We start from the raw sequence: 23,798 nt of genomic DNA on the forward strand, positions 1-23,798 counted from the left end.
AACGTTATATTTTGAAAAAGCTCAGTAAGTCTTTTTGTTTCACAGCTAATGAAGACAGCTCTTCACTTGCTTGTTTGCTTTGCTCGATTCCAGAGACATTTTGGTGGACAATATCAAAGGTTAAAGAAACATTTTGTGAAATGTCCTGTGTGACCCCAGACTGTTCTTCAGATGCTGTCGCGACTTGTGTATTCATATCTGAAATCAGGCCAACGGATTCAGTGATTGATGCAAATGCAGTTCTAAGCTGTTCGCTGTAATGACGAGACTCCACGGCTAGCGACAGGTTAGATTGCATGAATTGATTAGCATCTTTCGCTTGTGCTTGAAGTCGAGATATTATTTCTTGAATGTCGATAGTTGACTGTTGTGTTTTAGCGGCCAGAGAACGAACCTCATCAGCAACCACTGCAAAACCTCTTCCTTGCTCGCCAGCTCGAGCCGCTTCAATGGCTGCGTTTAGCGCTAGTAAGTTAGTTTGATCCGATATGGCGTTGATCACTTCAATAACAGTGCCGATCTCCACTGAGTACTCTTGCAGTTGATTGACAATGTTTGATGTCTCTTCGATCGAGTCTTCAACCTTGCGAGAAATATCATCGGATCTATCGAGTGAAACGCCCCCCTCTTTTACATTGGAAGTTGCGCCGGTTGCTGCATTCTCAGCGCTAGCCGCATTTTGACTAACCTCATTTGCCGTACTGGAGAGCTCATTGATAGCGGTTGCTATTTGTTCCATTTGACTCAGTTCTTGTTTGGCATTTCCTTCGGTCTGACTCATCACTGCGGCTAGCTCAACTGAGGCTGCTGAAACGTTGTCTGAAATTTGGTGGAAACCATCAATGATTCGGCGCAGTTCCTGGCGCATCGCTAAAGTGTTAGCGTATATACCGGTTTCTTTACCTGTAATTGGGATCTGCTTAGAAAGATCACCAGAAGCAACCTCAGCAACAATTGATTGGATATCACTCGGCTCTCCTCCTACTACCTTCCAAACACTGCGGTAAATTGAGATGGCAATACTCAGGGAAGCCGCTACAACAATAATAGAAAGAACGCCGAGAACCCACTGAGCACTAGAAAATCGCTCGACCATACTAGGCCCGACAGAATCTTGTTTTGCTTGTGTCGATAGTTTGATTTCTTCAATGGTTTTAGCCGCATTGATACCAGCAAGATCAAGTGTCTCTGTAATGATGCTGTTGCGCTCGTTTATTGTGTTAGCGACCTTCGAAAATGTGGAGCGATAAATTTTGGAAGCATTAGTAAAGTCGTTTAGGTGGCCGATTTGCTCCATCGACATTAACTGCGATTCGATAGCTTTTGCTATTAATGCTGCAGAGGACAGCTCTTTTTCAGCACGCTGAGCATCTTCTGTTTTATTGCTGGCCAAAAACTTAGAGGCGTACAATCTTGATAGTAAGACATGCTGTTGAAGTTCCCCTGAACTTGCGGCAACCTCTAAATCCTCTTCGACCGAAGCTTGGAGCATCAAGCTCGTTACTGCTTTTCGCATATCGATACCTGATGGGTCTAAAGTTTCTTGAACTAGATTATTTTCCGTATTGACCAATTGAACAACTTTGCTAAAGCCATGGCTGTATTGCTCAAGCTGCTTCTTTATCATCAGAAATTCACTTTTGTTCAGGTTGTCAAAGCGAGAGTCTAGTAGGTCATCGATCAATTGATTTGATGCTGTGATACGTCTACTCAATTCAGATATATGTGAAGGAATCGGGTTCTTAATATATTTAAGTGCAGACAAACGAGCTTCCAGTATGTTGGCTTGGATTCGCCCTGTCGAGACACTGGTCAATGCAAGGGAACGGTAGCTATTAAACCCATCACTCGATTGATAAAAGCGTAATGAAGCAACGATTGAAATAACCAAAATTAGCGTGAGAATCACACCAAAACCCAAGGACAGCAATTTCTTTAAACTCATAAATATATTTCCTAGTGAAGCCGCTTTTTTATTCTTAATAATTCGTCATCATTCTAATGATAAATATATTAATAAATAGTGCTGTTTCACTATATTTTTACATCTAAGGATGATGTGTAAAGTAGGTTGTTGATATTCTTGTTTTTTGGTAGCTAGTTTCTAGTTTTTTAAAAAAGAGGGGAGGTTTAGAGGCGTTTGAGTTTCGATATGTGAAGAGCCTTAGATAAAAAGGCTCCAGAGGTTATTGCGAGTAAAATAAGTGGATTAATTTTCGACTTCTTCTGGCTCCGCATCTTCTTGTAGTTCTAGTAGGTTGATCGCTATCGTGACGAAGTCACTGTCTGTAATAATACCCACTAATTCATAATTTTCTACGACAGGCAAGCAGCCCACTTTGTGTTTCTGCATATAGATAGCTGACTCTTTTAATCCTGCACGCGGTTCTACCGACATAACGCTTTTGTGCATAATGTCATTGAGGGGAGTGGCAAGAGTAAAAGATTGAGCTTGTGGGATATTTTGTAGGCTGGATTCTTGAGCGGCGAGAACGTCTCGTTGGGTAACAACACCAAGTAGCTTTCTGTCAGCATCAACTACTGGGACATGGCGGATATCAAGCGCTTCCATCATGTGTTTAGCATCGGCCAGTGAGTGTGAGCGCAATAGAGTATGAGGGTTGCGAGTCATCATATCTTCAACCTTGATCATACGAACCTCCTTATTTTTTTATTTGTTGTTATCACTATAGTTTTTTATCTAAAAAATAACTGAGAGCTGGCGCATTTTTGAAACAGTTTTATGCAACTAATTATCTAACTTGAAGCGATGAGTCGGTAGCATTATTTTACGCCTCTTTACAATAATCACTTGCCGTAAACCTTGCTATTGCGGCTCGTGTGCCTATACTAGCCCACTGCGAAATTTTTAGTCGTGTTTGCGCTTTGTTTACGGTAACGATTTACTGGCCGTAACGAATGATTAGCGACAACGATTTATTATTCGTCAACGGCACAAATCTCATCAACTAAGACAAGACTAGACACATGCAAGTTTCAGATTTTCACTTTGACCTACCAGATGAACTTATTGCTCGCTACCCTCAAGAAGAGCGTACAGCAAGCCGCCTGCTTAAATTAGACGGCAATAATGGCAACCTGACAGATGGTTCGTTTAAAGACGTTTTAGACTTGGTTGAACCAGGCGATCTTGTTGTTTTTAATAACACTCGTGTTATTCCTGCTCGTGTATTCGGTCGCAAGGCATCAGGCGGTAAGCTTGAAGTGCTGGTTGAGCGTATGCTCGATGAGAAAAGCATTCTTGCGCATGTTCGTTGTTCTAAATCACCGAAGCCGGGCACTAAGCTGTTCCTTGGTGAGAATGATGAGTATGAATCTGAAATGGTGGCGCGTCATGATGCGTTATTTGAAATCCATTTCACCTCTGATCAAAGCGTATTAGAGATTCTTAACAGTGTTGGTCATATGCCACTGCCTCCTTATATCGATCGCCCTGATGAAGATGCAGATAAAGAGCGCTACCAGACTGTCTATAATGAAAAGCCGGGTGCGGTTGCAGCGCCAACAGCAGGCCTTCACTTTGATGACAAGCTGATGGCTGGTATGAAAGAGAAAGGTGTTGAGTTTGCTTACGTGACGCTTCACGTTGGAGCTGGCACATTCCAGCCCGTAAAAGTGGACAACATCAATGATCACCACATGCATGCTGAGTACGTTGAAGTACCGCAAGAAGTGGTGGATGCCGTAGCGGCTGCAAAAGCGCGTGGCGGGCGTATTATTGCGGTTGGTACAACATCGGTTCGTTCACTAGAAAGTGCAGCGCAAGATGCACGTAATAAAGGCACAGAGTTAGTCCCTTTCTTTGGTGACACAGAAATCTTTATCTTCCCAGGTTACGAATATCAGTTGGTGGATTGCTTGATTACTAACTTTCACCTACCAGAATCAACATTGATTATGTTGGTGAGTGCATTTGCTGGTTACGACAATGTGATGGGCGCATACGATCACGCCGTGAAGAGCGAATATCGTTTCTTCAGCTACGGCGATGCGATGTTCATCAATAAGAAAACGAGCTAATTTAAGCTGGTTTAAGCGATACAAAAATTTACGGGTGCTAGCAGTAAGCTAGGAGTCGGGCAGGGTGTCTGTCTAATCTCTCGCAAGGAATACGCGACCGCTCCTCATAGAACCCACTAGACTGAACTTTTGTTTGGCTTAAGGTTCTGAATTAACAGTCAGATTGTTTCTCTGGCATATTGGAGGCTTCGTGAAATTAAAATACGAACTTAAAAAAACTAATAGCGGCGCACGTCGTGGTCAACTTCAGTTTGAACGCGGTACCGTTGAAACCCCAGCATTCATGCCCGTAGGTACTTACGGTACTGTAAAAGGTATGACACCTGAAGAAGTAAAAGACACAGGTGCTGAAATCCTATTAGGTAACACATTCCACCTATGGTTACGTCCTGGTCAAGAAATCATGAAAATGCACGGTGACCTGCACGATTTCATGAACTGGCACGGTCCTATCCTGACAGATTCAGGTGGCTTCCAAGTATTCAGCCTAGGTGCAATGCGTAAAATCACTGAAGAGGGTGTTCATTTCCGTAACCCTGTCAACGGTGACAAGATCTTCATGGACGCTGAGAAGTCGATGGAAATCCAAAAAGATTTAGGTTCAGATATCGTCATGATCTTTGACGAGTGTACGCCTTACCCAGCGACACACAAAGAAGCAAAAGACTCAATGGAGATGTCTCTTCGTTGGGCTGAGCGTTCACGCAACCACTTCGACAAGCTTGAAAACCCGAACTCACTATTCGGCATCGTTCAAGGTGGTGTGTACGAAGACCTCCGTGATGTATCTGTTAAAGGCCTAACTGAAATTGGTTTTGACGGTTACGCAGTTGGTGGCCTAGCAGTAGGCGAACCAAAAGAAGATATGCACCGCATTCTTGAGCACACATGTCCTCAACTGCCGGAAGATAAGCCACGTTACCTAATGGGCGTAGGCAAACCTGAAGACTTGGTTGAAGGTGTTCGTCGTGGTATCGACATGTTTGACTGCGTAATGCCAACGCGAAATGCACGTAACGGCCACCTATTTGTGACTGAAGGTGTGATCAAGATCCGTAATGCGAAGCATAAAACCGATACAACACCACTAGATTCAGAGTGTGACTGTTACACTTGTAAGAACTACAGCAAGTCGTACTTACACCATTTGGATCGTTGTAACGAAATCCTAGGTGCTCGACTGAACACGATTCATAACCTGCGTTTCTACCAACGAGTAATGTCAGACATTCGTCAGTCTATCGATGAAGACCGCTTTGAAGAGTTCGTTGCAGAGTTCTACGCAAGAATGGGGCGTGAAGTGCCACCACTAGGCAAAGAATCTTAGTATTTCTTTTTTGCGAGCCCTATCTCTCTTCCAAGAGGTGGGGCTTGAAAATAAAGGGATATAACCCAATTAGACAAACAATTACCAAAATATAATAGAGGATGTTTTTAATGTTTATTTCTCAAGCTCACGCAGCAGCAGAAGGTGCACCAGCAGGCGGCGGTTTCGAAATGCTTATCATGCTAGGTATGTTCGCTGTGATCTTCTACTTCATGATCTACCGTCCACAAGCGAAGCGTGTTAAAGAGCACAAGAACCTTATGTCTTCTATGGGCAAAGGCGACGAAGTTCTTACAAGCGGCGGCCTAATTGGCAAGATCACTAAGATTGCTGAAGACAGCGACTACGTTGCTATCGAACTGAATGCAAACAACGAAGTCGTTATCAAAAAAGACTTCGTTACAGCAGTGCTACCAAAAGGTACTCTGAAATCTCTATAAACAGCTAGAGGATCCTCGCTGTGCTAAACCGTTATCCGTTATGGAAGTATTTGATGGTGGTGTTTGCCATTGCTATCACTGCGCTATACGCACTTCCAAATATATACGGTGAAGATCCGGCAGTTCAAGTTACAGGGGCGCGTGGCGCCTCTGTAGATCTGTCTACGCTGGATGTTGTCACCAATGCTCTTGAAGCAGAGAGCCTTTCTACTAAATCCGTTGCTTTAGAAAACGGTTCCATTCTTGTTCGCTTTAACGATACAGATACGCAAATTAGCGCCCGTGATATCATCACAGAGGCACTAGGCGATGACGTTATCGTTGCTTTAAACTTAGCAGCTTCAACCCCTGATTGGCTTGAATCTATTGGTGCTGCACCAATGAAACTGGGTCTTGACCTACGTGGTGGTGTTCACTTCTTAATGGAAGTGGATATGGACGCTGCAATGGAAAAGCTCGTTGGCCAACAAGAAGAAGCGTTCCGCAGCGAACTTCGTGAAGAAAAGATTCGTTACCGTGCAATTCGCCCATCGGGTAAAGATGCCGTTGAAGTGCTTCTGCGTAATGAAGAGCAGCTTGCTGAAGCGAAATCGTTACTGCAATCTCAACACCAAGATATGACGTTCGTAGATTCTGCATCTAACGGTCGTTTCTCTTTGGTAGCTAACTTCACGGAAACTCGCCTTCAAGAAATCCGCAACTACGCGGTAGAGCAAAACATTACTATTCTACGTAACCGTGTTAACGAACTTGGTGTCGCTGAGCCTTTGGTTCAACGTCAAGGTGCTAGCCGTATCGTAGTGGAATTGCCAGGTGTTCAAGACACGGCTCGCGCTAAAGAAATTTTAGGCGCAACCGCGACTCTTGAATTCCGTGAAGTCGATAGCAGTGCAGATTTAGCTGCAGCCGCTTCTGGTCGTGCTCCTGCGGGGAGTGAGATCAAGCAAGATCGTGATGGTCGTCCTGTGGTACTTGAGAAGCGCGTTATCTTAGGCGGTTCAAGTATTACTGATGCAAGCTCTAGTGTTGATGAGTATGGTCGTCCACAAGTTAACATCTCGTTAGACAGCGAAGGTGGTAGCAAGATGTCGGCTTTCTCTAAAAAGAACATCGGTAAGCTAATGGCAACCGTATTTGCAGAGTACAAAGACAGTGGTCGTAAAACACCTGAAGGCCGAGTGATCCTAAGTAAGCACGAAGAAGTCATTAACCAAGCGACAATTCAATCAGCGCTTGGTCGTAACTTCCGTATTACTGGTATCGACTCAACGGCTGAAGCTCATAACTTGGCACTTCTACTGCGTGCGGGTGCTTTGATTGCGCCTATCTCGATTGTAGAAGAACGTACGATTGGTCCATCTATGGGTCAACAAAACATCGATATGGGTATCATGGCGATGGTTTGGGGTATGGCTGCAGTTATGCTATTCACGCTGCTTTACTACCGTAGCTTTGGTCTTATTGCGAACATTGCGCTAATGGCTAACTTGGTGTTGATTATCGGTGTAATGTCGATGATTCCGGGGGCGACTATGACCCTGCCAGGTATTGCTGGTATCGTATTGACGGTCGGTATGGCGGTTGATGCCAACGTTCTGATCTTTGAGCGTATACGTGAAGAGCTTCGAGATGGACGTAGTCCGCAGCAAGCGATTCACCAAGGTTACGCGAACGCATTCAGCACTATCGCCGATGCCAATATCACCACACTACTAACAGCAATTATTCTATTTGCTGTCGGTACCGGTGCGATTAAAGGTTTCGCGGTAACGTTATCAATTGGTATCTTGACTTCAATGTTTACAGCTATTATCGGAACACGTTGCATCGTGAACCTGATGTATGGTGGTAAACGCGTTAAGAAACTGTCGATCTAAGGCTAGGAATTAATATGTTTCAGATTCTAAAAGCAGAAAAAATGATCGACTTTATGCGTTGGTCAAAATTTGCCTTTGTGTTTTCTATCTTGATGATTGGTACTGCCATCTTTACCTTAACAACGAAATCGTTGAACTGGGGGTTAGATTTTACAGGCGGTACTCTGATTGAAGTCGGTTTTGAGCAACCAGCAAACCTACCCGATATCCGTAGCTCACTAGAAGCTGAAGGCTTCGGAGATGCAACGGTACAGAACTTTGGGTCGGCACGTGAGGTTATGGTTCGTTTACGCCCGCGTGACGGTGTTGCAGGCGAAACGCTTGGTAACCAGATTCTGGCTGCTATTAAAGACGGTACTGGTGAGCAAGTTGAAATGCGCCGTATCGAGTTCGTAGGCCCTAACGTGGGTGATGAACTAACAGAAGCTGGTGGCCTTGCTATCATCGTTTCTCTTATCTGTATATTGATCTACGTATCAGTCCGATTTGAATGGCGTTTGGCTGCGGGTGCGGTATTAGCACTGGCGCACGATGTTATCATCACACTTGGTGTGTTCTCTCTAATGCAAATTGAGGTGGATCTAACCATCGTAGCAGCCTTGCTAACGGTAGTCGGTTACTCCCTCAACGATACCATCGTTGTATTCGACCGTATTCGTGAGAACTTCCGTAAGATGCGTAAAGGTGAAGCGCCTGAAGTACTGAACAACTCAATCACACAAACATTGAGCCGTACATTGATCACTTCTGGTACCACGCTATTCGTAGTTATCGCACTGTTTGTACAGGGCGGTGCTATGATTCACGGTTTCGCAACCGCACTTCTGTTAGGTATTACGGTTGGTACTTACTCTTCTATCTACGTTGCATCAGCACTGGCTATGAAGTTGGGTATTACACGTGAGCACCTAATGCCACCACAAGTGGAAAAAGAAGGTGAAGAGTTTGAAGAAATGCCTTAGGCCTTGGCTTAACAAGTTTCGGTAAACCAAAAAACCGCTAGGCAACTAGCGGTTTTTTTACGTCTGCATTTTGTGGGAAAGCTCAAGCAATTTATCGGCGAAGTGAGTTGTACTTAATGTAACTAAGAGCCACCCTGCTCGTATCTCGTATCTCGTATCTCGTATCTCGTATCTCGTATCTCGTATCTCGTATCTTTGAATCGCAGGTACAAAAAAGCCTCGCAGTAGCGAGGCTTTGGAATTTCTGTGCGCCCTTGAAACAGGGAGCGTTAACGTAAGGTCTGAATTACTTCAGCATACCTTCGTTAGCGTTCTCACGAACGTGCTTAAGAATAGACTTAACACCACGTGCGCTTGAAGCAACAACGTTACCAGAAGCCATGTAATCAGTACCGCCAGCAAAGTCAGTCATGATAGCACCAGCTTCACGAGCGATTAGATCGCCAGCAGCTAGGTCCCATGGCTTAAGGCCTAGTTCTAGGTAACCATCAACACGGCCAGCTGCTAGGTAACATAGGTCAAGAGCAGGAGAGCCTGTACGACGGAAATCAGCACAGTCGATGAATAGACCAGAGATGATCTTCATGAAAGATTCAGAGTGTTGTTTTTGCTTGAATGGGAAACCAGTCGCTAGAACAGTACCTTGAAGGTCTTTTAGTTGAGTAACACGCATACGAGCGTTGTTAAGCTGTGCGCCAGCGCCACGTTGAGCGGTGAATAGCTCGTTTAGCATTGGGTCATAAACACAAGCTACTTCTGTACGGCCGTTCATGCGAACTGCGATAGATACAGAGAAGTGAGGGAAACCTTTTACAAAGTTGTTGGTGCCATCGAGTGGGTCAACGATCCATTGTACGTCAGAGTCTTTACCTTCAGTTAGGCCTTTCTCTTCAGAAATAATGCTGTGCTCTGGGTAAGATGCTTTGATTGTCTCGATGATCATGTACTCAGCTTCTTCAGCAATGTTAGTAACGTAATCGTTGTTACCTTTCAAAGACGTTTCGATCTTATCTGTTGTTTCTAGAGATTTTGCAATATGGTTGCCAGCTTTACGCGCAGCGCGTATCGCAATGTTTAGCATTGGATGCATATGGTTTTTCCCACAAGATGTTAAAGAACAATTTAAAGCGGCGGCGAGTATACCAAAGTTTCCGTAAAAAGGAAGTGGTTGTTTTTTGAACTCTTGAATTCACATTCCGCGAAGGGTCTGACCATTTTACTTTGCTATGTGTTAATATCTCGCGATTAATTTTAAAGTGGTGTCATATAGCATGTTAGACAATGTAAAAGTCGTTCTGGTCGGTACGTCTCATTCGGGAAATATCGGCTCAGCAGCTCGCGCAATGAAAGTGATGGGTTTGAGTCAATTAGTTCTTGTAGACCCTCAATGTGAAGTTGACGAGCAGACCTTAGCACTGGCTGCTGGAGCTGGTGACATCGCAGAAAATGCGGCCATTGTTTCTACGCTTGATGAAGCAGTAAAAGACTGTGGCTTGGTGGTCGGTTCAAGTGCGCGTTCACGTACGCTTGAGTGGCCAATGCTTGAACCTCGTGAGTGTGGACAAAAATTTGCTGTTGAAGGTCAAAAACATCCAGTCGCATTAGTGTTCGGTCGTGAACGTACTGGCTTAACGAATGATGAACTGCAGAAATGTCACTATCACGTATGTATCCCTGCTAACCCAGAGTACAGCTCATTAAATCTAGCGATGGCGGTACAGACTCTGAGCTACGAGGTTCGTGTTGCACACCTTGATATGGTGGCTAGCCAATATCAGCCACAACAACAAGATGAATACCCTCGTCACGAAGAGCTAGAAATGTTCTATGAGCACCTTGAAAAAGTGATCATTGAGACCCAATTTATCTCTAAGGATAAGCCTGGTCAGGTGATGAATAAGCTACGTCGTATGTTCAGCCGAGCACGACCAGAATTGCAAGAAATCAACACTCTACGTGGTATTTTGACTTCAATAGAGAAGAGTAAAAGCGACAAATAAATCCCATATAATATTCATGGGTGAATACTTGACTAATTTAGTTGGTTAAATACTTGACCAATTTAGTCAAGTATGGGAAAATTCCAACCACATAAACAATGTGGATACGGTGTGATATGAAACTTACATCTAAAGGAAGATATGCGGTAACAGCTATGCTAGATGTAGCACTGCATTCGCAAAAAAGCCCGGTTCCTCTGGCTGATATTTCAGAGCGACAAGGCATATCGTTATCTTACTTAGAACAACTGTTTTCTAAGTTACGTAAAGCTGGTTTAGTTGCTAGTGTTCGTGGTCCTGGCGGCGGTTACCGTTTAGGTGCTGAAGCAAGCGACATCGCTGTCGGAACTGTGATTGCCGCAGTGGACGAATCCGTTGATGCAACTAAATGTCACGGTCGAGCAGATTGCCAAGGTGGTAGTCGTTGTTTAACTCATACCCTATGGCGTGATTTAAGCTCCCGAATCAGTAGCTTCTTAAATGACATTACGCTCGGTGAGCTAATGAAAGATAACGAAGTTTTAGAAACTTCTGACCGTCAAGATATCGATCTTGCGGTTAATAATGGTTTTGCACATAAGAATACGAGCACTACAACGATTAGTGCAGCACCTCACGGTGTCAATGCCCGCTCTTAGCGGTCAGTTTTTACATTGGAGTAGAAAATGAAACTGCCTATTTATTTTGACTATTCAGCTACATGCCCAGTCGATCCACGTGTTGCTGAAAAAATGGTTCAGTGTATGACGATTGACGGTAACTTCGGTAACCCTGCATCTCGTTCACACCGTTACGGCTGGCAGGCAGAAGAATCAGTAGATAATGCTCGTGAGCAAATTGCCGATTTACTGAATGCAGATCCACGTGAAATTGTTTTCACATCGGGTGCTACAGAGTCAGATAACCTTGCTATCAAAGGTGCTGCGCACTTTTACGAGAAGAAAGGTAAGCACGTAATCACGTGCAAAACAGAACACAAAGCGGTTCTTGATCCATGTCGCCAACTAGAACGTGAAGGTTTTGAGGTAACTTACCTTGAACCTGAAGCAAACGGCATCATCGATCTAGACAAGCTACAAGCTGCAATGCGCGAAGATACTGTTTTAGTTTCTATCATGCATGTAAATAACGAGATTGGTGTCATCCAAGATATCTCTGCAATCGGTGAACTATGTCGCTCACGTAAGATCGTCTTCCACGTTGATGCGGCTCAGTCTGCGGGTAAAATTCCACTAGACGTACAAGAGATGAAAGTTGACTTAATCTCACTTTCAGCTCACAAAATGTATGGCCCTAAAGGTATCGGTGCACTTTACGTTCGTCGTAAGCCACGTATTCGTCTTGAAGCGCAAATGCACGGCGGCGGTCATGAGCGTGGTTTCCGTTCAGGTACGCTTGCTACTCACCAAATCGTGGGTATGGGCGAAGCTTGTGCTGTTGCTAAGCAAGACATGCAGAAAGATTACGATCACGCATTAGTACTTCGTGAGCGCCTATTGAAAGGGGTTCAAGATCTAGAAGCGGTAACGGTAAACGGTGACCTAGACCAACGTGTACCACACAACCTAAACGTGAGCTTTGCTTTCGTTGAGGGTGAGTCTCTGCTGATGTCTCTAAAAGACCTAGCGGTATCATCAGGTTCAGCGTGTACATCAGCAAGCTTAGAACCTTCATACGTTCTACGTGCTCTTGGTCTAAACGACGAACTCGCACACAGTTCTGTACGTTTCTCATTCGGCCGTTTTACTACGGAAGAAGAAATCGACTACGCGATTGCACAAATTCGTGTAGCGGTAAACAAATTACGCGACATGTCTCCTCTATGGGATATGTATAAAGAAGGGATTGATTTGAACACTGTTGAGTGGGCTCATCACTAATCTCACGGAACTAGAGGATTCGAGGTAACTATCATGGCATATAGCGAAAAAGTAATTGATCACTACGAAAGCCCACGTAACGTAGGTTCGTTTGATAAAGAAGATCCAAGTATTGGTAGCGGCATGGTTGGCGCACCAGCTTGTGGTGACGTAATGAAACTGCAAATCAAAGTATCTGCAGAAGGTATTATTGAAGACGCAAAATTCAAAACTTATGGTTGCGGTAGCGCAATCGCTTCTAGCTCACTAGTCACTGAGTGGGTTAAAGGTAAAAGTATTGATGAAGCGGCGGCTATCAAAAACTCTGAAATTGCCGAAGAGCTAGAGTTGCCACCAGTGAAAGTTCACTGTTCAATTCTTGCTGAAGACGCAATCAAAGCAGCCGTTGCGGATTACAAAAAGAAACGTTAATCGTTTCATTAAGTAATTACGTAAAATAAGCAATATTTGGGAGCATCCTTTGTGCTCCCCCTGAGTTCTCAATTTATATAAAACACAAGGTTGTAGTATGGCCATCACCATGACAGATACGGCAGCAAGCCGAGTTCAAGCTTTCCTAGATAACCGAGGTAAAGGTATCGGGTTACGCTTAGCGGTAAAAACGACTGGCTGTTCGGGTATGGCGTATGTACTAGAATTCGTTGACGAGCTTAACGAAGAAGACGAAGTGTTCGAGCATTCAGGTGTGAAGGTTATCATTGATCCAAAGAGCCTAGTCTACCTAGACGGTACTGAGCTTGATTATGTCAAAGAAGGCCTAAACGAAGGTTTTGAATTCAACAACCCTAATGCCAAAGGCGAATGTGGTTGTGGTGAGAGCTTCAACGTATAAACACTTCAATCGTTAAGCGTTTATTGTGAGCGAAGAATAAAATTAGGCTTTGTTTAAAAAGCCTAAACTTAGGACCACCGTTAAATGAATCATTTCGAATTATTTGGGCTACCACTTCAGTTTCAACTGGATGGTAGCCTTCTTTCTTCTCAGTTTAGAGATCTACAACGCCAATTCCACCCTGATAAATTTGCTACAGCTTCTGAGCGTGATCGCTTATTGGCCGTGCAAAAAGCGGCACAAATCAATGATGCGTATCAGGTGTTGAAGAATCCAATCAGCCGTGCTGAATACCTGTTGATTCAACACGGTGAGGATATTCGCGGCGAGCAGCAAACCATGCAAGATCCAATGTTCCTGATGGAGCAGATGGACTTGCGTGAAGAGCTTGAAGATATTGCCGACAGTTCTAACCCTGAAGATGCATTACTTGCATTTGAAGGAAAGGTTAGCAAAATGTATAAACAACAATTAAGTGCTATCCAACAAGAACTCGACAGCGAAGCTTGGCTAGAGGCAGCAGACCGAGTAAGAAAGCTTAAGTTTATTGCAAAATTAAAGAATGAAATTGAGCTAGTTGAAGATCGTCTGATCGGCTAGTTTGTATAACAAGGACACATCCATGGCACTACTTCAGATAGCAGAACCAGGGCAAAGCGCCGCTCCTCACCAGCACAAGCTTGCTGTGGGTATTGATTTAGGTACAACAAACTCATTGGTTGCCGCAGTGCGCAGTGGTGAGGCGAGCACTCTCGTGGACCAACAAGGCCGCAGTATTTTGCCTTCCGTTGTTCACTATCAGTCAGAGTCATACACAACGGGTGATGAAGCGCGTGCAAGTGCACAGACTGATCCTAAAAATACCATTATCTCAGTAAAGCGATTAATCGGTCGTTCACTGTCAGATATTCAACAGCGATACCCATCTCTGCCATATCAGTTTGAAGAAAGTGATAATGGTCTACCTGTGATTCGCACTGAGCAAGGCAACAAGAACCCAATCCAAGTATCAGCAGATATTCTGCGAGCGCTAGGCCAACGTGCTGAGTCCACGTTGGGTGGGGAGCTCTCTGGTGCTGTGATTACCGTTCCTGCGTATTTTGATGATGCACAACGTGCAGGTACTAAAGACGCAGCACAGCTTGCCGGTCTCCATGTTTTACGTCTTTTGAATGAACCAACGGCTGCAGCCATTGCATACGGATTAGATTCAGGTAGGGAAGGGATCATTGCCGTTTATGACTTAGGTGGTGGTACGTTTGATATCTCTATCTTACGCCTATCTAAAGGCGTTTTTGAAGTACTTGCAACGGGTGGCGACTCTGCATTAGGTGGTGATGATTTTGACCATTTAGTCGCGGAGCACTTTCAAGAGAAAATGGGCTTATCAGTACTAACAGCAGAACAGAATCGTATTCTGCTAGATGCAGCAACAGAAGCGAAGATTGGCTTATCTGAAGCTGAAAGTGTTGATGTTGAAGTGCTTGGTTGGTCTGGTTCATTAACTCGTGAAGAGTTTGAAGAGATCATCAAGCCGCTGGTTAAGAAAACATTGCTTTCGTGCCGCCGTGCACTGAAAGATGCAGACGTTGATGCGGACGAAGTTCTCGAAGTGGTCATGGTGGGTGGTTCAACTCGCACATTGCTTGTACGTGAAATGGTCGGTGACTTCTTTGGTCGTACACCACTAACCAGCATTAACCCTGATGAAGTGGTTGCGATTGGCGCATCGATTCAAGCGGATATCTTAGTCGGCAATAAGCCAGATTCTGAAATGTTACTACTGGATGTTATCCCGCTTTCCTTAGGTATTGAAACCATGGGCGGTTTGGTCGAAAAGATCATCCCTCGTAATACCACGATCCCTGTGGCTCGCGCACAAGAGTTTACCACGTTCAAAGACGGTCAAACTGCAATGACAGTGCATACCGTGCAAGGCGAACGTGAAATGGTTGACGACTGTCGTTCACTGGCTCGTTTTGCTCTAAAAGGCATTCCCCCAATGACAGCGGGAGCGGCGCATATTCGTGTGACTTACCAAGTGGATGCTGATGGTCTATTATCGGTTACCGCTATGGAGAAGAGCACTGGCGTTCAAGCAGAAATCCAGGTTAAACCTTCTTACGGCCTAAGCGACGACGAAGTGTCTAACATGCTGAAAGACTCGATGACGTTTGCCAAAGAAGACATGCAAGCACGTGCTCTTGCGGAACAACGCGTAGAAGCTGATCGTGTTATCGAAGGCTTGATTGCTGCAATGCAAGCTGATGGTGACGAGCTCCTAGATGAACAAGGGAAACAGCAACTTGTTCAAGCGATTGAAGTGTTGATTGAAGTGCGTAATGGCGACAATGCTGATGCCATTGAACTAGAAATTAAGAATATCGACAAAGCGAGCCAAGACTTTGCTTCTCGTCGTATGGATAAATCAATTCGTGCTGCACTGTCAGGTCAGTCAGTCGATAATATTTAATAGTTAGAGAATAGATAAGCATGCCAAAGATTATTGTTTTACCTCACGAAGATCTATGTCCAGAGGGCGCTGTTTTAGAAGCAAAAACTGGCGAAACGGTTCTTGATGTTGCATTGAAGGCCGGTATTGGTATTGAACACGCGTGTGAAAAGTCATGCGCCTGCACTACATGTCATGTTGTGATTCGCGAAGGCTTCGATTCTTTAGAAGAGAGTGATGACCTAGAAGACGACATGCTAGATAAAGCATGGGGCTTAGAAATGGAATCTCGCCTTGGTTGCCAAGCTAAAATGGCTGATACAGACCTAGTTGTTGAGATTCCAAAGTACACATTGAACCTAGCGTCTGAAGATCACTAAGAACTTCTCTACAGTTATGGTGGTTTCGCCATGACTGAGATAACGGTTTAACAAAACTGACCTAAAGTATAGATCATAAAGGTGACAGAGCGTCGCTGATAAATATAAGGAAGTGTTATGAGCTTGAAGTGGATTGATTCGCGAGATATCGCAATTGAACTATGTGATTTGTACCCAGATACTGATCCTAAAACGGTACGTTTTACCGATTTGCATCAGTGGGTGCTAGACCTTGAAGAGTTTGATGACGAGCCTAATCACTCGAATGAGAAAATCTTAGAGGCGATTATTTTGTGCTGGATGGATGAGATGGACTAAGCCTCTTGTCTGATGATTTGGTCGTGGGTTGGGATCTGTCCAATATAAAACGCAGCCAAGTTAACAATTCTTACTAAAAAAGCGGACCTTATGGTCCGTTTTTTATCAAAATGACATTTTACTTCTACATAATGCTAACATCAGTGCGCTAATAAAAAATAACCGAGCCACTCAAGCAAGGTGGTTCATGACAAGGAGAAATCATGTCTACACAGATGTCTGTATTTTTAAGTCAAGAAGCTGCCCAGCCTCAGTGGGGAGAAAGAGCTATTTTATCGTTCTCTGAAGCGGGATCGACAATTCATATTGGCGAGGGCCACGATTTAGGCGCGGTTCAACGTGCTGGTCGTACACTTGATGGACAAGGTATTGCATTCGTATCACTTCGTGGTGAAGGTTGGGATCTCGAAAGTGTTTGGGCTTTTTATCAAGGCTACCGTGGACCAAAGAAAAAGAATGCATTGGAGTGGGATGCACTTTCAGAAGCCGACCAAGCTGAACTAGAGGCTCGCATTCGTTCTACTGATTGGACTCGTGACATTATCAATAAAACCGCTGAAGAAGTGGCGCCTCGTCAATTAGCGACGATGGCAGCCGAATACATCAAATCAGTGGCTCCTGCGGGCACAGTTAAAGCGAAAATCGTTAAAGACAAAGACCTACTTACCGAAGGGTGGGAAGGCATCTATGCGGTAGGCCGCGGCTCTGAACGCACATCTGCGATGCTTCAACTGGACTTCAACCCAACCGGCGATGAAAACGCACCGGTATTTGCTTGCCTAGTCGGTAAAGGCATCACTTTCGATTCAGGCGGCTATAGCATTAAGCCAGGTCAATTCATGACAGCGATGAAGGCTGACATGGGCGGTGCGGCAACCATTACGGGTGGCTTAGGCCTTGCGATTGAGCGTGGCTTAAACAAGCGCATTAAACTTATCTTATGCTGTGCAGAGAACATGATCTCTGGCCGTGCGTTGAAGCTTGGTGACATCATTACTTACAAAAATGGTAAGACGGTTGAGATCATGAATACCGATGCGGAAGGTCGCTTGGTTCTTGCTGATGGTTTGATGTACGCCAGTGCACAAAACCCAGATCTGATCATCGACTGCGCAACGTTAACCGGTGCGGCTAAAAATGCACTAGGTAACGACTACCACGCATTATTAAGCTTCGACGATGAGCTGTCTCACCAAGCATTAACGGCGGCAAATCAAGAAAAAGAGGGTCTTTGGCCACTGCCTCTTGCTGACTTCCACCGTGGTATGCTGCCTTCTAACTTTGCTGATCTCTCAAACATAAGCTCTGGGGATTACTCTCCGGGTGCAAGTACAGCGGCTGCGTTCCTTTCTTACTTTGTTGATGATTACAAAAAAGGTTGGATTCATATGGACTGCGCGGGTACTTACCGTAAGTCAGCAAGTGATAAATGGTCGGCAGGTGCGACTGGTATGGGTGTCCGTACTCTGGCTCGCCTTCTTATCGACCAAGCAAAATAATAAGAGTGCGCGGTATTTAATGCCGCTTATTCATAACACTAAGATCGAATGATCTCAGTACTTTCAGTATTTAATAACAAAAATGAAGTGAAGGAATCCCTATGGCTCTAGAAAGAACGTTCTCAATTGTTAAGCCGGATGCAGTTAAGCGTAACCTTGTTGGTGAAATCTACCACCGTATCGAGAAAGCAGGTCTAGAAATTATTGCTGCTAAAATGGTTCGTCTAACTGAAGAGCAAGCGAGTGGCTTCTACGCAGAACATGAAGGTAAAGAGTTCTTTGGACCACTTAAAGAGTTCATGACTTCTGGTCCTATCATGGTTCAAGTGCTTGAAGGCGAAAACGCGATCGCTCGTTACCGTGAACTTATGGGCAAAACTAACCCAGAACAAGCGGCTTGCGGTACTATTCGTGCTGACTACGCAATCAGCATGCGTTACAACTCAGTACATGGCAGCGACAGCCCCGAGTCTGCAGCTCGCGAAATCGAATTCTTCTTCCCAGAATCTGAAATTTGCCCACGCCCAGCTCAATAATCGGCACTGCGAGTAAGTTTTAAAGGCTTCACTTCGGTGAGGCCTTTTTTGTAAGTAGATTTTACGCTCTCGATAATCAATTTAGTCGTCACTCCCGAAACGACGAAGGAGTGCTGTCGGGAATATTTTGTTTAAATTAGGCAATCTCAGGCCAATAAACAAAATTGTTCAAGTTTTAATCGCTTAAGTTTGAATGTCTTAATAAACACAGGGTTTTACAATGCTTGTTGAAGTTGCGTAAAGCCTGTACAATTCGCGCCCTTAATTATTGTTCCGTCATTGAGAGGCATCATGACCACAGCTAAAGTCAATCTACTCGATTTTGATCGTAAAGGTCTTCGTCAATTTTTCGCAGAAGAACTGAATGAGAAAGCGTTTCGAGCAGAGCAGGTGATGAAGTGGATTTATCATTTCGGTGTTGATGACTTCGAAAAAATGAACAACATCAACAAAAAGTTACGTGAAAAACTTGAGCGTCGTTGTGAGATTGTTGCACCAGTTGTTTCAGAAGCTCAACACTCTTCAGACGGCACAATTAAATGGGCAATGAGCGTTGGCGATCAAGATGTTGAAACCGTATACATCCCAGATGGTGACCGTGCGACGTTATGTGTATCGTCTCAAGTTGGTTGTGCACTCGAATGTAAATTCTGCTCTACTGCTCAACAAGGTTTTAACCGTAACTTAAAAGTTTCAGAGATCGTTGGCCAAATCTGGCGTGCATCTCGTGAAATAGGCCTAGAGAAAGAAACGGGTCGTCGCCCAATTACTAACGTCGTAATGATGGGGATGGGTGAGCCGCTGCTAAACATGAAGAACCTAATGCCGTCATTAGAAATCATGCTTGATGACCTAGGTTTCGCACTGTCTAAGCGTCGTGTTACGGTATCAACTTCTGGTGTTGTTTCTGGCCTTGACCAAATGACAGACAACATTGATGTTGCGTTGGCTATCTCTCTACACGCGCCAAACGATGCACTACGTAGCCAGATCATGCCGATTAATGATCGTTGGGATATTCAAGATTTCCTAGCGTCTGTTCGTCGTTACATTGCTTCTTCAAATGCTAACCGCGGTAAAGTAACGGTTGAGTATGTTTTACTGGATCATGTGAATGATGATATGGACCACGCTCGTGAGCTTGCAGAGTTAATGAAAGACACGCCGTGTAAGGTTAACTTAATTCCATTTAATCCTTACCCGGGATCGCCTTATAAGAAGCCAAGCAATTCTCGTATTGACCGCTTCCAAAAAACGTTAATGGAATACAATTATACCGTAACTGTTCGTAAAACTCGTGGTGATGACATTGATGCCGCATGTGGGCAGTTAGTGGGTGATGTGATTGATAGAACCAAGCGCACTAAAATGATCAAAGCCGCATCAGAAGCGAATTTGATTGCAGGCGGTGTGATTGAAGTAAAAGCGGTATAAAAGATAGTTGAACCTAAACAAGCCAGAAGCATTACTTCTGGCTTGTTGCTTTTCAGGGAAGAAGTTTTGTCATTTTGAGCTTCTTCTCCGTGCTTTCTTACATTTTTCGTCAAATTTTGGACAAAAGCATGAGCTGACGGTAAATTTTGTTTAAAGTGTTTTTGCCTTGCAATGGCATTAGCTTATGATTAAATAACCTTAAATTAATTTAAGTGCTCGCTTGCTACTAATCATCAATATGTCTATTTAGGTTGGCTACTTGATAAACTAGCTTCCTGAGAGGATCATTCATAACAATATGAGTGATGTTCGCTTTTAAGGGTTGATGATTTAGGTAACAGGAAAAATTTCACATAAAGTGGGTTGCTAGATTGAGCTTAAACGATAATAAAAATGCTCTCATCAACCTGCGATAATCTTTAGAAGTTCACTTTTTATGAACACAGAACACGATACAAAAACACAAGAAACCGTTGCTCCAGCTTTGGAGGCGGGAACGCTTCTCAAAAATAAACGCGAGTCTCTTGGTCTTACACAAAAACAGATCTCTGATCGCTTAAAGCTTCGCGTTACTTTGATACAACAAATCGAAGAAAACCAATTTGAGTCAGATCAAGTGGCGACTTTCATGCGTGGTTACATTCGCTCATACGCGAAATACGTCAATCTTGATGAAAAAGTGGTACTGAGCGCACTTCACCATGCAGGTGATGCTCAACATCAAGAACAAGAAATGTTGAGCTTTTCTCGTAAAACAAAAACCGAGAAGCACAACAGTCGCATTATGTTGCTGACTTGGAGTATCTTCGCTGTTATTGCTGGTATCTCTTCATTGTGGTGGTGGCAGAATCAACAACAAGACACTTTATCTCAATCTCTGGTCAATGCTGAGAGGCCAGAAGAGTTGGTGGCTGAAGAACCGCTTACTCCTGAGTTAGATTCATTAGCCGTTATCGAAAGTGTTGATGCTCTTACCGTGGTTAGTGCTGCTGAATCTTCAGATACACTCACGCAAGTTGAAGAAACCCAAGCAGCTGCAGAGGTTGACTCTGCTGTTGCTGAACCAGAAGTTGTAACTCCTGAACCTGTAGCTAATCAGCTCGTTATGCAATTTTCTGCTGATTGTTGGATTCAAGTAAAAGATGCGGCAGGCAATACTTTGTCTACCGGTATCAAAAAAGCAGGTCAGACACTCAATCTTTCAGGAACGGCGCCATACAAAGTGATTCTAGGTGCACCTGAGGGCGTATCGATGACATTTGCAAGTGAACCTGTCGACCTTTCTGGGTATACTTCAGGCAAAGTCGCTAGAATAACCTTACCTTAGAGTTAATATGCAACACGAATCTCCTATTATTCGTCGCAAATCAACCCGTATTTATGTGGGTGATGTGCCGATCGGTGATGGTGCGCCAATTGCTGTGCAATCCATGACCAACACAAGAACAACCGATGTAGCCGCGACCGTTGCTCAAATTCGAGCTTTGGAAAAAGTGGGCGCTGATATCGTTCGCGTATCTGTACCAACTATGGATGCCGCTGATGCGTTTAAGCTAATCAAGCAGCAAGTTTCTATTCCTTTGGTTGCTGATATCCATTTTGATTATCGTATTGCCCTTAAAGTGGCAGAATATGGCGTAGATTGTCTGCGTATCAACCCTGGTAATATCGGTAACGAAAGCCGTATCCGCTCTGTTGTGGATTGCGCTCGCGATATGAATATTCCGATTCGTATTGGTGTTAACGGCGGCTCTCTTGAAAAAGAGATCCAAGAGAAATACACAGAGCCTACAGCAGAAGCGCTTGTTGAATCCGCGATGCGTCATGTAGATATCCTAGACCGTCTGAACTTTGATCAGTTTAAAGTCAGCGTTAAGGCCTCGGATGTATTCTTAGCCGTCGGTTCTTATCGTTTGCTTGCCAAGCAGATTGACCAACCACTTCATCTTGGTATTACCGAAGCGGGCGGTGCTCGTGCTGGTTCTGTGAAGTCAGCCGTCGGTTTAGGCATGTTATTATCTGAAGGTATCGGCGATACGCTGCGTATCTCACTCGCGGCGGATCCTGTTGAAGAGATCAAAGTCGGCTTTGATATTCTTAAATCTTTGCGCATTCGTTCGCGTGGCATCAACTTCATTGCGTGCCCGAGTTGTTCTCGTCAAGAGTTCGATGTTATTAACACCGTTAATGCTCTTGAAGAGCGCTTAGAAGACGTTATTACCCCAATGGATGTGTCAATCATCGGTTGTGTGGTTAACGGCCCTGGTGAAGCTGAAGTGTCTCACTTAGGTCTAGCGGGTAGTGCACGTAAGAGTGCCTTCTATGAAGACGGTAAGCGTCAGAAAGAGCGTTTTGACAACGATGACCTTGTCGACAAGCTTGAAGCGAAGATCCGCGCAAAAGCATCGGTGCTTGATAAAGCAAATCGCATTGATGTAGAAAATTTAGAAGATTAATACAACACGATGGGGTGTGATTGTCTATTCGCACTAACATCTGGTCGTGAGAAATTACGGAATAAATACTGTGGCTAAAAATATTCAAGCAATTCGAGGCATGAACGACTGCCTTCCAACTCAATCACCACTGTGGCAGAAAGTAGAAAACGCAGTTAAAAACGTGGTGAGCGCATACGGTTACAACGAAGTACGTATGCCTATCGTGGAAGAAACGACCCTATTTAGCCGTGCGGTTGGTGAAGAGACTGATGTTGTTTCTAAAGAAATGTACACCTTTGATGACCGTAATGGCGATAGCCTAACGCTGCGTCCAGAAGGCACTGCTGGTTGTGTACGTTCATGTATTCAAAACAGCCTTATCAATCGTGATGAACAGCGCCTATGGTACATGGGGCCTATGTTTCGTCACGAGCGCCCTCAAAAAGGCCGTTACCGTCAATTCCACCAATGTGGTGTTGAGGTGTTTGGGCTAGACGGTCCAGATGTAGACGCAGAACTGATTATGATGACAGCGCGTCTATGGCGTGAACTAGGCATCGATAAGCATGTTCGATTAGAGCTGAACTCAATTGGTTCTCAAGAAGATCGTGTAAGCTACCGCACTGCGTTAGTGGCCTTCCTAGAGCAACACATTGATGTGCTAGATGAAGACTGTAAACGTCGCATGCACACCAACCCTTTACGTGTACTTGATACTAAAAACCCTGATGTTCAAGCTATCTTAGGTGACGCACCTCGACTATCTGAATATTTAGGTGAAGAATCGAAGCAACATTTTGCTGGTTTGTGTGAACTTCTTGACGCTGTTGGTATCGAATACCAAGTTAATGAACGTCTAGTACGTGGTTTAGATTACTACAACCGTACCGTATTTGAGTGGATCACCGACAGCCTTGGTGCACAAGGTACAGTGTGTGGCGGTGGCCGTTACGATGGTCTTGTTGAGCAACTAGGCGGCAAAGCAACTAATGCGGTTGGTTTTGCAATGGGTCTAGAGCGTCTGGTTCTGATGATGGAAACACTAGAACTAACAGAAGTTCGCCGTAGCGTTGACGTATATATGGTTGCTGCTGGTGAAGGTACAATGATCGCGGGCATGAAGTTAGCGAATCAATTACGCGACACCGTTGAAGGCGTGCGTGTAATGAACCACTTCGGTGGTGGTAACTTCAAGAAGCAATTCAAACGTGCTGACAAAGTAGGTGCTGTTGTAGCGCTTGTACTTGGTGAGAACGAAGTTGCTGACAATACAGTAGTGCTAAAAGATTTGGTTGGCGGCGAGCAAGAAACCGTGTCTCAAACGGAAGTCGCAGATAAAGTGGCTGCTCTAATCTAAACCATTGAGCAAACGCTCATAATGA

Annotated in this window: 23 protein-coding genes; 20 read left to right on the top strand and 3 right to left on the bottom strand. The window is 44.4% G+C overall.

Annotated elements, in window-relative coordinates:
* Positions 1-4: 4 nt before the first annotated feature.
* Together OCU50_RS02765 and OCU50_RS02770 are read right to left on the bottom strand one after the other, a co-directional pair.
* Complete coding sequence (locus OCU50_RS02765; RefSeq protein ID WP_060468424.1) at positions 5-1,945, bottom strand: HAMP domain-containing methyl-accepting chemotaxis protein; 1,941 nt, start codon at positions 1,943-1,945, stop codon at positions 5-7.
* A gap of 264 nt (positions 1,946-2,209) precedes the next feature.
* The gene (locus OCU50_RS02770) at positions 2,210-2,653 is read right to left on the bottom strand and encodes a CBS domain-containing protein (RefSeq protein ID WP_060468423.1); all 444 of its coding nucleotides are present in this window, start codon (positions 2,651-2,653) and stop codon (positions 2,210-2,212) included.
* A gap of 335 nt (positions 2,654-2,988) precedes the next feature.
* Here OCU50_RS02770 and queA point away from each other — a divergent pair, with 335 nt between their 5' ends.
* The 5 genes from queA to secF all read left to right on the top strand — a co-directional run bounded on the left by queA (position 2,989) and on the right by secF (position 8,647).
* Positions 2,989-4,041: a tRNA preQ1(34) S-adenosylmethionine ribosyltransferase-isomerase QueA gene (gene queA, locus OCU50_RS02775; protein ID WP_060468422.1), complete on the top strand. Its 1,053-nt coding sequence runs from the start codon at positions 2,989-2,991 to the stop codon at positions 4,039-4,041.
* A 190-nt stretch (positions 4,042-4,231) separates the two neighbouring features.
* A complete protein-coding gene (gene tgt, locus OCU50_RS02780; protein ID WP_017056177.1) occupies positions 4,232-5,368 on the top strand; it encodes a tRNA guanosine(34) transglycosylase Tgt in 1,137 nt (378 codons plus the stop codon).
* Positions 5,369-5,478: 110 nt separating this feature from the next.
* Positions 5,479-5,808: a preprotein translocase subunit YajC gene (yajC, locus tag OCU50_RS02785; RefSeq protein WP_010440492.1), complete on the top strand. Its 330-nt coding sequence runs from the start codon at positions 5,479-5,481 to the stop codon at positions 5,806-5,808.
* Positions 5,809-5,828: 20 nt separating this feature from the next.
* Positions 5,829-7,685 (top strand): protein translocase subunit SecD, encoded by a 1,857-nt coding sequence (gene secD, locus OCU50_RS02790; protein WP_082710345.1) that lies wholly within the window; start codon positions 5,829-5,831, stop codon positions 7,683-7,685.
* 14 nt (positions 7,686-7,699) lie between these two features.
* On the top strand, positions 7,700-8,647 hold the full coding sequence (gene secF, locus OCU50_RS02795) for a protein translocase subunit SecF (protein ID WP_017056180.1): 948 nt from the start codon (positions 7,700-7,702) through the stop codon (positions 8,645-8,647).
* Between the two features lie 286 nt (positions 8,648-8,933).
* On the opposite strand, the gene suhB is transcribed toward secF, so the two are convergent.
* Complete coding sequence (suhB, locus tag OCU50_RS02800; RefSeq protein ID WP_060468420.1) at positions 8,934-9,737, bottom strand: inositol-1-monophosphatase; 804 nt, start codon at positions 9,735-9,737, stop codon at positions 8,934-8,936.
* 181 nt (positions 9,738-9,918) lie between these two features.
* Here suhB and trmJ point away from each other — a divergent pair, with 181 nt between their 5' ends.
* The 15 genes from trmJ to hisS all read left to right on the top strand — a co-directional run bounded on the left by trmJ (position 9,919) and on the right by hisS (position 23,773).
* Positions 9,919-10,647, top strand: coding sequence for a tRNA (cytosine(32)/uridine(32)-2'-O)-methyltransferase TrmJ (trmJ, locus tag OCU50_RS02805; protein WP_060468419.1), 729 nt, complete (start codon positions 9,919-9,921; stop codon positions 10,645-10,647).
* A gap of 116 nt (positions 10,648-10,763) precedes the next feature.
* On the top strand, positions 10,764-11,285 hold the full coding sequence (gene iscR / locus OCU50_RS02810) for a Fe-S cluster assembly transcriptional regulator IscR (protein WP_029626962.1): 522 nt from the start codon (positions 10,764-10,766) through the stop codon (positions 11,283-11,285).
* Between the two features lie 27 nt (positions 11,286-11,312).
* Positions 11,313-12,527: an IscS subfamily cysteine desulfurase gene (locus OCU50_RS02815; protein ID WP_017056184.1), complete on the top strand. Its 1,215-nt coding sequence runs from the start codon at positions 11,313-11,315 to the stop codon at positions 12,525-12,527.
* A 33-nt stretch (positions 12,528-12,560) separates the two neighbouring features.
* Entirely contained in the window at positions 12,561-12,938 is a 378-nt protein-coding gene (gene iscU / locus OCU50_RS02820; protein WP_060468418.1) for a Fe-S cluster assembly scaffold IscU, read from the top strand.
* A gap of 97 nt (positions 12,939-13,035) precedes the next feature.
* On the top strand, positions 13,036-13,359 hold the full coding sequence (gene iscA / locus OCU50_RS02825) for an iron-sulfur cluster assembly protein IscA (RefSeq protein WP_010440519.1): 324 nt from the start codon (positions 13,036-13,038) through the stop codon (positions 13,357-13,359).
* Positions 13,360-13,443: 84 nt separating this feature from the next.
* On the top strand, positions 13,444-13,959 hold the full coding sequence (gene hscB / locus OCU50_RS02830) for a co-chaperone HscB (RefSeq protein WP_060468417.1): 516 nt from the start codon (positions 13,444-13,446) through the stop codon (positions 13,957-13,959).
* Between the two features lie 22 nt (positions 13,960-13,981).
* Positions 13,982-15,832: a Fe-S protein assembly chaperone HscA gene (gene hscA, locus OCU50_RS02835; RefSeq protein ID WP_060468416.1), complete on the top strand. Its 1,851-nt coding sequence runs from the start codon at positions 13,982-13,984 to the stop codon at positions 15,830-15,832.
* 20 nt (positions 15,833-15,852) lie between these two features.
* Positions 15,853-16,191 (top strand): ISC system 2Fe-2S type ferredoxin, encoded by a 339-nt coding sequence (gene fdx, locus OCU50_RS02840; protein ID WP_060468415.1) that lies wholly within the window; start codon positions 15,853-15,855, stop codon positions 16,189-16,191.
* Between the two features lie 117 nt (positions 16,192-16,308).
* Entirely contained in the window at positions 16,309-16,509 is a 201-nt protein-coding gene (iscX, locus tag OCU50_RS02845) for a Fe-S cluster assembly protein IscX (protein WP_004740335.1), read from the top strand.
* Positions 16,510-16,712: 203 nt separating this feature from the next.
* Entirely contained in the window at positions 16,713-18,008 is a 1,296-nt protein-coding gene (gene pepB / locus OCU50_RS02850) for an aminopeptidase PepB (protein ID WP_060468414.1), read from the top strand.
* A gap of 101 nt (positions 18,009-18,109) precedes the next feature.
* Positions 18,110-18,544: a nucleoside-diphosphate kinase gene (gene ndk / locus OCU50_RS02855; RefSeq protein ID WP_060468413.1), complete on the top strand. Its 435-nt coding sequence runs from the start codon at positions 18,110-18,112 to the stop codon at positions 18,542-18,544.
* A gap of 291 nt (positions 18,545-18,835) precedes the next feature.
* A complete protein-coding gene (rlmN, locus tag OCU50_RS02860) occupies positions 18,836-19,978 on the top strand; it encodes a dual-specificity RNA methyltransferase RlmN (RefSeq protein ID WP_017056191.1) in 1,143 nt (380 codons plus the stop codon).
* Between the two features lie 436 nt (positions 19,979-20,414).
* Complete coding sequence (locus OCU50_RS02865) at positions 20,415-21,305, top strand: RodZ domain-containing protein (protein ID WP_060468412.1); 891 nt, start codon at positions 20,415-20,417, stop codon at positions 21,303-21,305.
* Positions 21,306-21,312: 7 nt separating this feature from the next.
* A complete protein-coding gene (ispG, locus tag OCU50_RS02870; RefSeq protein WP_060468411.1) occupies positions 21,313-22,434 on the top strand; it encodes a flavodoxin-dependent (E)-4-hydroxy-3-methylbut-2-enyl-diphosphate synthase in 1,122 nt (373 codons plus the stop codon).
* Positions 22,435-22,504: 70 nt separating this feature from the next.
* The gene (hisS, locus tag OCU50_RS02875; protein ID WP_060468410.1) at positions 22,505-23,773 is read left to right on the top strand and encodes a histidine--tRNA ligase; all 1,269 of its coding nucleotides are present in this window, start codon (positions 22,505-22,507) and stop codon (positions 23,771-23,773) included.
* The last annotated feature ends 25 nt before the right edge of the window (positions 23,774-23,798 follow it).

The organism is Vibrio toranzoniae (assembly GCF_024347655.1).
Taxonomy (GTDB): domain Bacteria; phylum Pseudomonadota; class Gammaproteobacteria; order Enterobacterales; family Vibrionaceae; genus Vibrio; species Vibrio toranzoniae.

What these genes read in the sequence shown, in the direction of transcription:
- suhB (WP_060468420.1), bottom strand. Translation starts at nt 9,737, where the DNA reads ATGCATCCAATGCTAAACATTGCGATACGCGCTGCGCGTAAAGCTGGC.
- OCU50_RS02865 (WP_060468412.1), top strand. Translation starts at nt 20,415, where the DNA reads ATGAACACAGAACACGATACAAAAACACAAGAAACCGTTGCTCCAGCT.
- hscB (WP_060468417.1), top strand. Translation starts at nt 13,444, where the DNA reads ATGAATCATTTCGAATTATTTGGGCTACCACTTCAGTTTCAACTGGAT.
- fdx (WP_060468415.1), top strand. Translation starts at nt 15,853, where the DNA reads ATGCCAAAGATTATTGTTTTACCTCACGAAGATCTATGTCCAGAGGGC.
- queA (WP_060468422.1), top strand. Translation starts at nt 2,989, where the DNA reads ATGCAAGTTTCAGATTTTCACTTTGACCTACCAGATGAACTTATTGCT.
- pepB (WP_060468414.1), top strand. Translation starts at nt 16,713, where the DNA reads ATGTCTACACAGATGTCTGTATTTTTAAGTCAAGAAGCTGCCCAGCCT.
- ndk (WP_060468413.1), top strand. Translation starts at nt 18,110, where the DNA reads ATGGCTCTAGAAAGAACGTTCTCAATTGTTAAGCCGGATGCAGTTAAG.
- ispG (WP_060468411.1), top strand. Translation starts at nt 21,313, where the DNA reads ATGCAACACGAATCTCCTATTATTCGTCGCAAATCAACCCGTATTTAT.
- iscA (WP_010440519.1), top strand. Translation starts at nt 13,036, where the DNA reads ATGGCCATCACCATGACAGATACGGCAGCAAGCCGAGTTCAAGCTTTC.
- OCU50_RS02765 (WP_060468424.1), bottom strand. Translation starts at nt 1,945, where the DNA reads ATGAGTTTAAAGAAATTGCTGTCCTTGGGTTTTGGTGTGATTCTCACG.
- iscU (WP_060468418.1), top strand. Translation starts at nt 12,561, where the DNA reads ATGGCATATAGCGAAAAAGTAATTGATCACTACGAAAGCCCACGTAAC.
- iscR (WP_029626962.1), top strand. Translation starts at nt 10,764, where the DNA reads ATGAAACTTACATCTAAAGGAAGATATGCGGTAACAGCTATGCTAGAT.
- trmJ (WP_060468419.1), top strand. Translation starts at nt 9,919, where the DNA reads ATGTTAGACAATGTAAAAGTCGTTCTGGTCGGTACGTCTCATTCGGGA.
- secF (WP_017056180.1), top strand. Translation starts at nt 7,700, where the DNA reads ATGTTTCAGATTCTAAAAGCAGAAAAAATGATCGACTTTATGCGTTGG.
- OCU50_RS02770 (WP_060468423.1), bottom strand. Translation starts at nt 2,653, where the DNA reads ATGATCAAGGTTGAAGATATGATGACTCGCAACCCTCATACTCTATTG.
- iscX (WP_004740335.1), top strand. Translation starts at nt 16,309, where the DNA reads ATGAGCTTGAAGTGGATTGATTCGCGAGATATCGCAATTGAACTATGT.
- OCU50_RS02815 (WP_017056184.1), top strand. Translation starts at nt 11,313, where the DNA reads ATGAAACTGCCTATTTATTTTGACTATTCAGCTACATGCCCAGTCGAT.
- rlmN (WP_017056191.1), top strand. Translation starts at nt 18,836, where the DNA reads ATGACCACAGCTAAAGTCAATCTACTCGATTTTGATCGTAAAGGTCTT.
- yajC (WP_010440492.1), top strand. Translation starts at nt 5,479, where the DNA reads ATGTTTATTTCTCAAGCTCACGCAGCAGCAGAAGGTGCACCAGCAGGC.
- hscA (WP_060468416.1), top strand. Translation starts at nt 13,982, where the DNA reads ATGGCACTACTTCAGATAGCAGAACCAGGGCAAAGCGCCGCTCCTCAC.